The sequence below is a fragment of the Gemmatimonadota bacterium genome (genome assembly GCA_016209965.1).
Lineage (GTDB): Bacteria > Gemmatimonadota > Gemmatimonadetes > Longimicrobiales > RSA9 > JACQVE01.
The window spans coordinates 17,024-27,655 of record JACQVE010000008.1; the positions used below are offsets into that span (position 1 = coordinate 17,024).

Consider the following 10,632-nt stretch of genomic DNA (forward strand, 5'->3'; position numbering starts at 1 on the left):
GTACGTGCATACCAACTACTCTGGGCATGCTGGATCCGAAGCGCGTGCGTGAGGAGCCGCAGCTTGTTCGGGAGCGGCTGGGCCGGCGGGGCCAGGCGGAGCTGAGCGGGCTGGTGGAGCGGGTGCTCGAGCTGGACGAGCAGCGGCGGGGGTTGGTCGGGCAGGTGGATGCGCTGCGGGCGCGGCGCAACGAAGTTTCGCCGTCGGTTGCGCGGCTGCGGCGGGAGGGGCGGGCGGCGGAGGCGGAGCAGGTGATCGGCGAGATGCGGGAGCTGGGCGAGCGGATCGGCGGGCTGGAGCAGCGGCTGGGTGGGGTAGACGCTGCGGTGCGCGATCTGCTGCTGCAGATCCCGAACCTGCCGGACGAAGACGTGCCGCCGGGTGGCGCCGAGGCGAATCGCGTGATCCGGGAATGGGGCGCGGAGGTGCGCTTCGACTTCACGCCGCGCCCGCACTGGGAGCTGGGCGAGGCGCTGGGCATTCTGGATCTGCCGCGCGGCGCGAAGGTCGCGGGGAGCGGCTTCCCCCTTTACGTGGGCGCGGGTGCGAAGCTCGAGCGCTCGCTCATCAACTTCATGCTCGACCTGCACGCGCACAGTCACGGCTACACGGAAGTCTGGCCGCCGCTGCTGATCAACCGTCAGGCCGCGTTAGGCACGGGGCACCTGCCCAAATTCGGCGAGGACATGTACGACGTCGCGGCCGACGGTCTCTATCTTGTTCCCACTGCCGAGGTGCCGGTCACGAACCTGCACGCAGAGGAGTTGCTGCCGCCGGACGCGCTGCCGCTGCGCTATGTGGCCTATACGCCCTGTTTCCGGCGGGAGGCTGGCGCGCACGGCAAGGAGACGCGCGGGCTGGTGCGCGTGCATCAGTTCGACAAGGTCGAGCTGGTGCGGTTCGAGCGGCCTGACGCCGCGCCCGCCGCGCTGGAGGAGCTGACCGGCCACGCGGAGGCGGTCTTGCAGCAGTTGGGGCTGCGCTACCGCGTCGTGCTGCTGGCCGCCGGCGACCTGGGGTTCGCCAACGCGAAGACGTACGACCTCGAGGCCTGGGCGCCGGGTGTCGGGCGCTGGCTCGAGGTTTCGAGCTGCTCGCTCTACCGCGATTATCAGGCCCGGCGCGCGAACATCCGCTTCCGGCCCGCGCCCGGTGCGCGGCCCGAATTCGTGCACACGCTGAACGGCTCCGCGCTGGCGCTGGCCCGCACGCTGGTCGCGCTGCTCGAGACCTACCAGCAGGCGGATGGTAGTGTGCGGCTGCCGCCCGCCCTGGCGGAATACGCCGGCAGGGACCGGATCGGCTAGCCGGTGCTGTCCGACCGGCCGGACCGGGCCGGCGGCGGCCTGCGGACGGCGGCGGCACGCGGCGGCGCCCTTTTTCCGCAACCCCGCTCGAGGCCCATGAACCGGCGGTACTGGCCCGCAGCGCTGGCCCTGCTGTCCCTCGGCATCCTCGGGTCCTACCTCCTGTACACAGAGCACCTGGTGCGGGAGATCCGGGTGGAGGCGGCGGTGCACATGCGCATGTACGCGCTGGTGCAGCGGGGGCTGCTCTCGCCGGAAGAGGATGCGCCGCTCGAGTCGCTGGTCGGGCTGCAGGACGCGCTCAAGGAGCTGGGCGTGCCCATCGTCGCGCTCAGCGCGGACGGCCAGCCCTTCGCCTGGGTGAACCTCCCCTTCCAGGCCGATCTGCCCCGTGCCGCGGACCGCGAGCGAGTGCTGCGCTACGCTCGCCGGCTGGACCGCCAGAACCCGCCCATCGTGCAACCGGGGGTGGGTACCATCCATTTCGGTGCGCCGCCCGTGCTGGGCTGGCTGCGCTGGGTGCCGTGGCTGCAGGTGGCGGGCGCGCTGCTGGTCCTGCTCGGTGCCGGGGCTCTGGTCCGCGTCAACCTGCGGGCGGAGCGGGAGCGCCTGTGGGCGGCCATGGCCCGGGAACTGGCGCACCAGATGGGTACGCCCCTTTCCTCACTGGCGGGCTGGGTCGAGCTGCTGCGACTGCCGGAGGCGCAGCGCGAGGGCATGGCCGGGGCGGAGCGGATCGCGGAGGAGATCGAGAGGGACGTCGAGCGCCTGGAGCGCGTGTCGCGCCGCTTCGAGATGATCGGCAAGGCGCCGAGGCTGGAGCCTGTCCCGGTGGCCGAGGTCCTGGCCGAGGTCGAGCACTACCTGCGGCCGCGGCTGCCGCGACTCGTGGGCGGCCTCGAGTTGCGCGTGCGCGTGCAGCGCGGGCTCCCGCCCGTGCGCGCGAGCCGGGTGCTGCTGGTCTGGGCGCTCGAGAACCTGGTGAAGAACGCGCTGGATGCCGTGGGCGGGCGCGGCGGCCGCATCCTGTTGGCGGCGAGCCGGGTGGGCCAGGAGCGCGTGCGCCTTGCCGTGGCAGATACCGGCCCCGGCGTGGCGCCGGCCATGCGCGACCGGCTGTTCGACCCGGGTGCGACCACCAAGGCGGGCGGCTGGGGCGTGGGCCTGTCCTTGAGCCGGCGCATCGTCGAGCGCTACCACGGCGGCCGGATCACGGTGCGGGCGCGGCGGCGGGGTGGTACCGTGTTCGAGGTCGTGCTGCCGGCGTGGAGGGAGCGGGACAGTCGCGGAAGGGTATTCAGGAACCCATGAGCGACTCGAGCTATCTTGCCGGGCTCAACCCGGAGCAGCAGGAAGCGGTCCATCATTTTGAGGGGCCGCTGCTGGTGCTGGCGGGTGCGGGCTCCGGAAAGACGCGCGTGCTTACCACCCGCGTCGCCCACCTGGTGCAGGAGCACGGCGTGGACCCCGCCTGCATCCTGGCCGTGACCTTTACCAACAAGGCGGCGGGGGAGATGCGACAGCGCATCCGGCGCCTGCTGAATCGGGAGCCGGCCGGCATGTGGATGGGCACCTTCCACGCCATTGGCGCCCGGCTGCTGCGGCGCCACGCCGCCCGGCTGGGCTGGGCGCCCAACTTCGGCATCTACGACGCCGAGCAGGCGTTGCGCGAGGTGAAGCGAGCCATGGAGCGGCTCAACCTCTCGACCAAGCGCTGGCATCCGAAGGCGGTGCACGCGGCCATTTCCTCGGCCAAGAATCAGCTCGTCGGGCCGGCCGCGTACGCTGGTCAGGCCTTCGACCCCTTCGCCCGGGTCGTGGCCGGCGTGTACGAGGCGTATCAGGCGGCGCTCAAAGAGCAGAACGCCTTCGATTTCGACGACCTGCTGGTCTATCCCGTCGAGCTGCTGGCGGAGCATCCGCCGGTGCTGGCCATGTACCGGGGACGCTTCCATTTCCTGCTGGTGGACGAATATCAGGACACCAACCACGCGCAGTACAAGCTGCTCGAACTGCTGGCGCGGCAGCACGCCAACATCATGGTGGTGGGCGATGACGACCAGTCCATTTACGGCTGGCGGGGCGCGGACATCCGCAACATCCTAGAGTTCGAGCAGGACTTTCCGCAGGCGCGAGTCGTGCGCCTGGAGCAGAACTATCGCTCGACCCGCCGCATCCTGGACGCCGCCAACCGGGTGATCGCTGAAAACGTCCGCCGCAAGGGCAAGACCCTGCGCACGGAGGCGGCGGCGGGCGAGCTGCTGACGCAGGTCGAGGCGCTGGACGAACGCGACGAGGCGAACTGGATCGCGGGGGAGATCGAGACGCGGCTGGCCGGGTCCGCGGAGCGGTCGCTGCGCGATTTTGTCGTGCTCTACCGTACCAATGCGCAGTCACGGGCGCTGGAGGAGGCGCTGCGCCGCCGCGACCTGCCCTACCAGATCGTGGGCGGCACCCGCTTCTACGAGCGCCGCGAGATCATGGACGTACTGGCTTACCTGCGGCTGCTCTCGAACCCGCGCGACGCGGCCGCCTTCGAGCGCGTGGCCAACTACCCCCGACGGGGTATCGGCGACGTCTCCCGCAACCGACTGCTGGCCTGGGCGTCGGCTGGCGGGCTTACGCCGGTCGAGGCGGCGGCCCGCGCCGCCGAGTGCGACGGCTTGACCAGCGCGGGCGCTGCCGCGCTGGTGGGCTTCGCCGCGCTGGTCGAGCGGTTCCGGGCGCTGGCCGCGGAGCTGCCGGTGGGAGAGCTGATCGAGCAACTGATCCGCGAGGTCCGCCTGCTCGATGCCCTGCGCCAGGAGGGGCCTGAGGGGGAGGAGCGCATCGAGAACGTGCGCGAGCTGCTGGCCAGTGCGCACAGCTTCGATGCAGGTGCGGCCGAGGAGGCGGAGGAGGACGACGTCGCAGAGGGTGCTACGTCGCTCGACCTGTTCCTGCAGAAGGTCTCGCTGCTGACGGACGTGGACCGGCACGACCCCCAGGCCAACGCGGTCACGCTCATGACGCTGCATAACGCCAAGGGGCTCGAGTTCCCCTTCGTCTTCATCACTGGTCTGGAGGACGGCCTCTTCCCGCTGGCGCGGGCCTACGACGAGCCGGCCGAGCTGGAGGAGGAGCGGCGCCTCTTCTACGTGGGCATCACGCGGGCGCAGCACAAGCTGTTCCTGAGCCACGCGCGCACGCGGCGGCGCGCTGCCGAGCTGATGAGCTGCATCCCTTCGAGCTTTCTCGAGCCCATCCCGGAGGCGCTGCTCGAGCGGCAGGAGACGCCCGCGCTGGCGCGACTGCGCGCGGGGCAGTCGGGCGGATGGCGGCGAGAGCTGAGGGGGCGGCGCAGCAGGGCCGGGGGTGCTCGGGGAGACGGCATGGGGGAGCTGGTGGTGGACTACGCGGACACGCAGGATGCTCCCCGCTTCGTGAAGGGGGAGCGAGTGCGCCACCCGCACTTCGGCCGGGGGACGATCCGCGAGCTTTCCGGCCTGGGCTCTGACCTGAAGGCGGTGATCGAATTCGAGGGCTACGGCCGCAAGAAGGTGTTTGTGCGTTACGCCAACCTGCAAAAGGAGTTGTGAGACTTGGCTGTTTCGCGGGAGGACGTGCTGCACGTGGCTGGGCTGGCCCGGCTACGGCTCACGGCGAGTGAGGTGGAGAGGCTGACGGTGCAGCTCAACAGCATCCTCGAGCACATGCGCGCGCTGGCCGAGGTCGAGGTCGAGGGGGTCGAGGCAGTAGGCGGCGCCGCCGAATGGGAGGCGCCGCTGCGCGGCAAGGACGTGGGACCGGACGCGCTGCAACTGGCGCCGCGCGCCCTGGCGCCCTCCTGGGAGGACGGCTTCTTCACCGTGCCGCGGCTGGCGGCACTGGACACGGCCGAGCTGGAGGAGGCGTTCGAGGACAAGGCGGCCGCGGAGCCCGCTGGGCGGCCAGCGCCGGAAGACCTGCCGGGGGCGCCATGACGGTGCCTCAGGCGCTGCCCTCGATCCGCGAGCTGGTGGAGGACGTGCGGGCCGGGTGGCGCTCGGCTGCGGCGGAGGCGCGCGCGGCGATCGAAGCCATCCAGCGCACGCACGTCGGGCCGGACAGCCTGAACGCGTTCCTCTGCTACGACGCGGAGGCGGCGGCCGCCGCGGCCGCAGCCGTGGACGAGGCGGCCGCCGCAGGCGAAGCGGCCGGGCCCCTCACCGGCGTTCCGGTAGCCATCAAAGACAACATTTGCACGTTGGACTTCCCGACGACCTGCGGCTCGCGGATCCTGGAGGGGTACCGCTCGCCCTTCGAGGCCACGGCCGTGCGCCGGCTGCGGCAGGCGGGCGCGGTCGTGATCGGGAAGACCAACCTGGACGAGTTCGCCATGGGCTCGTCTACCGAGAATTCGGCCTACGGGCCGACGCACAACCCCCACGACCGCAGCCGCGTGCCGGGCGGCTCCTCGGGCGGGTCGGCGGCAGCGGTGGCCGCGGGGCTGGTGCCCGCCGCACTGGGCTCGGACACCGGCGGCTCGGTGCGCCAGCCTGCAGCGCTGTGCGGCGTCGTGGGCATCAAGCCCACTTACGGCCGCGTGAGCCGCTACGGGCTGGTGGCCTTCGCCTCCTCGCTCGACCAGATAGGCACGTTCGGACGAACGGTGGCCGACGCCGCGCTCCTGCTGGAGGTGATCGCCGGGCCGGACCCGCTGGATTCGACCGCCGCCAAGCGCCCCGTACCGGACCTGGCCGCCGAGCTCGAGCGCGGCGCCCGCGGGCTCGTCGTGGGCGTGCCCGAGGAGTACTTCCCGCCCCAGCTCGACTCGAGTGTGGGCAGTCTGTGCCGGCAGGCGGCGGAGCGGCTCAGGGCGGCCGGCGCCGAGGTGCGCAGCGTGTCGCTGCCGCACACACCCTACGCCATTCCCACCTACTACATCATTGCGCCGGCCGAGGCCTCGAGTAACCTGGCCCGCTACGATGGCGTGCGCTATGGATTGCGGGCGCCGTCCGCCGATTCTACACTCGCCGTCTACCAGGAGACCCGGTCGCGGGGCTTTGGCGCCGAGGTCAAGCGCCGCATCATGCTGGGGACCTACGCGCTCTCCGCCGGCTACTACGACGAATACTACGGCCGTGCCCAGCGCGTGCGCGCGCTCATCACGCTCGACTTCCGGCGCGTGTTCCAGGATGGCGTCGACGTCATCCTCACGCCCACCACGCCCGCGCCCGCGTTCCGGCTGGGCGAGAAGCTGGAGGACCCCTACCAGATGTACCTGGAAGACGTGTTCACGGTGACCGCCAACCTGGCTGGCATCCCCGGGCTCACCATGCCCATCGGGGAGGTGGACGGCTTGCCCGTGGGCGGGCAACTGCTTGCCAACCGCTGGAACGAGGCGGCCATGATCCGCGCCGCGGCCGCACTCGAGCGGGCACTCGGGGAGTAGTCGCATGAGCTACCAGCCGGTCATCGGACTCGAGGTGCACGTCCAGCTCAAGACGGCCACCAAGATGTTCTGCGGCAATTCCGCGGAGTTCGGCGCCGAGCCGAATAGCCACGTGTGCCCGGTGTGCCTGGGGCTGCCCGGCGCGCTGCCGGTCATCAACGCCGCGGCCGTCGAGCTGGGCGTACGCGCCGCACTGGGGCTCAACTGCACCATCCACCAGACCAGCATCTTCGCGCGCAAGAACTACTTCTACCCGGACCTGCCCAAGGGCTACCAGATCACGCAGTACGACCGGCCGCTGGCCACCGCCGGCTGGCTGGAGGTGGAGACGCGGGGGACGACGGATCCGGGATCGGGGTCGGGATCGGGATCGGGATCGGGACAGAGGGACGCAGGGACGCAGGGGCGCAGCCCCCCACCGGGCAGGCGCATCCGGATCCGGCGCATCCATCTCGAGGAGGACGCGGGGAAGTCACTGCACGACCGGTTCGCGGGCAAGACGGCCGTGGACCTGAACCGGGCGGGGGTGCCGCTCATCGAGATCGTCACCGAGCCGGACCTCGCCTCGCCCGAGGAAGCGCGCGCGTTCCTGGGGCGGCTCAAGCAGGTGCTCGAGTACCTCGAGGTCAGCGACTGCGACATGGAGAAGGGCAGCCTGCGGGTCGACGCCAACGTCTCCGTGCGGCCGGCTGGGAGCGTGACGTTCGGGACCAAGACGGAAGTCAAGAACATGAACTCGTTTGCCAACGTCGAGCGGGCGCTGGCCTACGAGATCGAGCGGCAGGTCGCGCTGCTCGAGTCCGGGGGCACGGTCGAGCACGAGACGCTGCTCTGGGACGCCGCCCGGGGCGAGGCGCGGCCCATGCGCTCGAAGGAGGAAAGTCACGACTACCGCTACTTCCCCGACCCCGACCTGCCCCCGCTGGTGCTCGAGCGGTCGCGAATTGAGGCGCTAGGCGCGGCCCTGCCCGAGCTGCCGGGCGCGCGCGCCCGCCGGTTCCGCGAGCAGTACGGGCTTCCCGATTACGACGCCGAGGTCCTCACGGCCACCCGCGCCGTGGCCGATTACTATGAGGCGCTCGCCGGCGCGGCCGCGGACCCCAAAGCGGCCAGCAACTGGGTCATGACCGAGGTGCTGGCCTGGCTCAACCAGCGGCAGTGCGCCATCACGGAGCTCCCCATCACCCCCGACCGGCTGGCCCAGCTCATCGCTCTGGTGGCGGACGGCACGCTCTCCACCACCATGGCGCGCCACGTCTTTGCCCGCATGGCCGAGACCGGACTGCCGCCCGCCCTGATCGTCCAGCAGGAAGGGCTGGCGCAGGTGCGCGACCAGGCGCAGCTCGAGGGCTGGGCCGATGAGGTCCTGGCCGCCTTCCCCGCCGAGGCCGAGCGCTACCGCGCAGGCGAGGCGAAGCTGCTCGCCTTCCTCATGGGCCAGCTCATGCGCCGCTCGGGCGGCAAGGCCGATCCCCGGCAGGCAAGCGAGATCCTGCGCCGCAAGCTCGAGTAGGAGGGCGGCAGCCCGTATCCAGCGCTCTATTTGAGTGCTCTCATCCGGGAAGAGCTCCGCTAGCCCGCCCACAGGCTCTCGAGCTAACCCATCCGGCCCGCCCGGCTCGCGCCCAAAATAGGAGTGGCCAAATCACACCGATCAGGCCCCGAACTCCGGAAGCTCCGCCTGGTCGCTGCCGCCAGCCGCCCTCGAGCCCGCCGGCCCACTTCTCTTTGCCGCGTTCTCAGCCGAGCAACTCGAGAGCCTCCTGGGCTTGCCCACCGATCGGACCATGGGGACTTGACTCAGCGAAATGAGGCATTTAGACTCACGGCATGAGTAAGCGCCTGCAGGTTCTCCTCCCGGAACGCGAATACCGGGAGATCGAGAAGATCGCGCGCAGGAAGCGCGTGACGGTAGCCGAGTGGGTGCGCCAGGCGCTGCGGGCTGCGCGGCGGCAGGAGCCGCTGCGGGATACCGAACGCAAGCTCGATGCCGTCAGAGCTGCCGCCAGGCACTCCTTCCCTACTGCGGATGTAGAGACCATGCTGCGTGAGATCGAGCGCGGCTCTATAACCACCGACACGTGACCCTGGTCGACTCCAACATCCCCATGTACCTCGTGGGGGCGCCTCACCCACATAAGAGCGATGCACAGCGGCTCCTGGAGCGCGCGATCAACGCGGCTGAGCGTCTCGTAACGGACGCGGAAGTGCTGCAGGAGATCCTGCACCGTTACACCGCGATCAACCGGCGCGACGCCATCCAACCGGCATTCGACGCGATCCTGGGGGTCGTTGACGGCGTGTTCCCGATTGAACTCGAAGACGTGGAGCGCGCCAAGCGGATCCTCCACGGAACGCCGCAGCTTTCCGCCCGTGATTCGCTGCATACGGCGATCATGCAGCGCTACGATATCACCGAGATCATGTCCTTCGATACCGGGTTCGACGGCATTCCCGGCATCAGGCGGATGCAGGTGTAGAAAAGACGCGGCCCCGCACCTTCGCTCCTGCCGCCTACCGTAATATTACGGCGTGTACCGCCGCCCCACTCTAGGTGCTCTCGCAGGTCGTCGAGCTTAACCACCCCGTACAGCGAGCCAGCGAGTCCCCCACGGCTCGGACCGCAACCCTATCACACTTTGTCGTATCCCCGTCCCATTTTGCTATTGCGCCACGGCGGGGGCGACCCAGGCTTGGCGCAGGCAGCAATGCTTGCGGTCTAGCGAAACCTGGGTGGGAGGCTCCACGGCGTTCCCCGCGGCTCGTGGGCCAGCCTGTGCCGGCCTGCGCTGGCGGCGAGTGGGGTGGGCGCATGTCCCTCCGTCTTGTTTCTAATTCTCTGTCGAACCGGGAGTTACACCCGGTCCTGGTCACATGCGCCGGCCGGTCGCCCTGGGCCGTTTGTAAGGTTTTGGCCTCGGCCGGCATCTATATACATGAGGGGTAGTGCATCCTTCCGTCGGCGCCGCCGCCCCCTCCTCAACGCAGTAGTCTGGGAGCTCGGCGCCGGTTATTGCCGCGATCTCCGTCTGGGCGACGCGTGGCTATGGTTATTGGACTCAGTTGTGACCCTGGCGGCCTGCAAGCTCTGCGGCACGCGCTGGCCGGCTTTGACCATGCACGGCTTACCTCGAAACCCCAAGAGGCTCTGGCCTGGGCTGAGGCATCCAGTTGGGCCGTCCTGATCAGCGACGCGGGCGCCAACGCGTGGCGAGAAAGTTTACAGCCGCTCGGCGACGCTTCAGCCTTACCGGCTGTGATTCTCATCGTGGATGGGACTCCGGCGCGCGGCAGCACAGATTCCCCCGCCGATGCGGACTTCGTCATTCCACGCAGCGAGGTCCACATCCGCCTGGGGACCCTGGTTGGTCGCGCCGCAGCGCAGAACTGCCTGGGCCGGCTGGCAGGCGGGCTCGCAAGAACTCGCGAGATTCCCGCCGGGCTGCGCTCGGCCCTGTGCGTAGCCTGCAAGCAAGATCCGCCCTTCCGCTCGATCAAGGCCCTCGCCGTTGCCCTGCACACCGGCCGCGGAGCCCTGTGGGAGCAGTGGCATCGGACCGACGCCTTGCGGGCCTGCGGCCGGCTGGAAGACTTCATCGATTGGCTCGTGCTGCTCCGCTGCATCGCGCAGAAGGAGCCCGGGCTCTCCTGGGCGCGCGCGGCCGCCTCAGGAGGCGTTACAGCGCAGATGCTTCGGCGCTTCGCCCGGCGTCTGCTCGACCGCCGTCCCTCAGATCTCAGCCCAGGCAACCTCCTGGCGCCATTGGAGACCTTTTGCGAGCGCGTGGTCCATCCGCTCCGGCTGACATTTTAATCGCAGAATAGACGTTTTGAGTCTTGCATCCGAATGCGGACGTAGACAAGTTGAATGCGTTTCGCGGCTGCCCGCTTAGAGACGCTTCATGCGCCGCA

At 69.9% G+C, this 10,632-nt stretch carries 9 protein-coding genes; all 9 read left to right on the plus strand.

The features are described from left to right. The first annotated feature begins 26 nt into the window (after positions 1-26). The 9 genes from serS to HY703_00355 all read left to right on the plus strand — a co-directional run bounded on the left by serS (position 27) and on the right by HY703_00355 (position 10,534). Positions 27-1,307, plus strand: a complete 1,281-nt coding sequence (gene serS, locus HY703_00315) for a serine--tRNA ligase (protein MBI4543622.1) — start codon at positions 27-29, stop codon at positions 1,305-1,307. 96 nt (positions 1,308-1,403) lie between these two features. Further along, the gene (locus tag HY703_00320; GenBank protein MBI4543623.1) at positions 1,404-2,618 is read left to right on the plus strand and encodes a HAMP domain-containing histidine kinase; all 1,215 of its coding nucleotides are present in this window, start codon (positions 1,404-1,406) and stop codon (positions 2,616-2,618) included. Further along, complete coding sequence (locus HY703_00325) at positions 2,615-4,885, plus strand: UvrD-helicase domain-containing protein (protein MBI4543624.1); 2,271 nt, start codon at positions 2,615-2,617, stop codon at positions 4,883-4,885. Before HY703_00320 ends, HY703_00325 begins: the two co-directional genes overlap by 4 nt. A 3-nt stretch (positions 4,886-4,888) precedes the next feature. Continuing rightward, complete coding sequence (gene gatC / locus HY703_00330; protein ID MBI4543625.1) at positions 4,889-5,269, plus strand: Asp-tRNA(Asn)/Glu-tRNA(Gln) amidotransferase subunit GatC; 381 nt, start codon at positions 4,889-4,891, stop codon at positions 5,267-5,269. Further along, positions 5,266-6,720 (plus strand): Asp-tRNA(Asn)/Glu-tRNA(Gln) amidotransferase subunit GatA, encoded by a 1,455-nt coding sequence (gene gatA, locus HY703_00335; protein ID MBI4543626.1) that lies wholly within the window; start codon positions 5,266-5,268, stop codon positions 6,718-6,720. Before gatC ends, gatA begins: the two co-directional genes overlap by 4 nt. 4 nt (positions 6,721-6,724) lie before the next feature. Beyond that, positions 6,725-8,233, plus strand: a complete 1,509-nt coding sequence (gene gatB / locus HY703_00340) for an Asp-tRNA(Asn)/Glu-tRNA(Gln) amidotransferase subunit GatB (protein ID MBI4543627.1) — start codon at positions 6,725-6,727, stop codon at positions 8,231-8,233. A gap of 317 nt (positions 8,234-8,550) precedes the next feature. After that, a complete protein-coding gene (locus HY703_00345; GenBank protein ID MBI4543628.1) occupies positions 8,551-8,805 on the plus strand; it encodes an antitoxin in 255 nt (84 codons plus the stop codon). After that, a complete protein-coding gene (locus HY703_00350) occupies positions 8,802-9,200 on the plus strand; it encodes a type II toxin-antitoxin system VapC family toxin (protein MBI4543629.1) in 399 nt (132 codons plus the stop codon). Before HY703_00345 ends, HY703_00350 begins: the two co-directional genes overlap by 4 nt. Before the next feature lie 776 nt (positions 9,201-9,976). After that, positions 9,977-10,534 (plus strand): hypothetical protein, encoded by a 558-nt coding sequence (locus HY703_00355; GenBank protein MBI4543630.1) that lies wholly within the window; start codon positions 9,977-9,979, stop codon positions 10,532-10,534. The last annotated feature ends 98 nt before the right edge of the window (positions 10,535-10,632 follow it).

Excerpts from the sequence above, each read along its gene's own strand:
- serS (MBI4543622.1), top strand. The coding sequence starts at position 27 with ATGCTGGATCCGAAGCGCGTGCGTGAGGAGCCGCAGCTTGTTCGGGAG.
- HY703_00320 (MBI4543623.1), top strand. The coding sequence starts at position 1,404 with ATGAACCGGCGGTACTGGCCCGCAGCGCTGGCCCTGCTGTCCCTCGGC.
- HY703_00325 (MBI4543624.1), top strand. The coding sequence starts at position 2,615 with ATGAGCGACTCGAGCTATCTTGCCGGGCTCAACCCGGAGCAGCAGGAA.
- gatA (MBI4543626.1), top strand. The coding sequence starts at position 5,266 with ATGACGGTGCCTCAGGCGCTGCCCTCGATCCGCGAGCTGGTGGAGGAC.
- gatB (MBI4543627.1), top strand. The coding sequence starts at position 6,725 with ATGAGCTACCAGCCGGTCATCGGACTCGAGGTGCACGTCCAGCTCAAG.
- HY703_00345 (MBI4543628.1), top strand. The coding sequence starts at position 8,551 with ATGAGTAAGCGCCTGCAGGTTCTCCTCCCGGAACGCGAATACCGGGAG.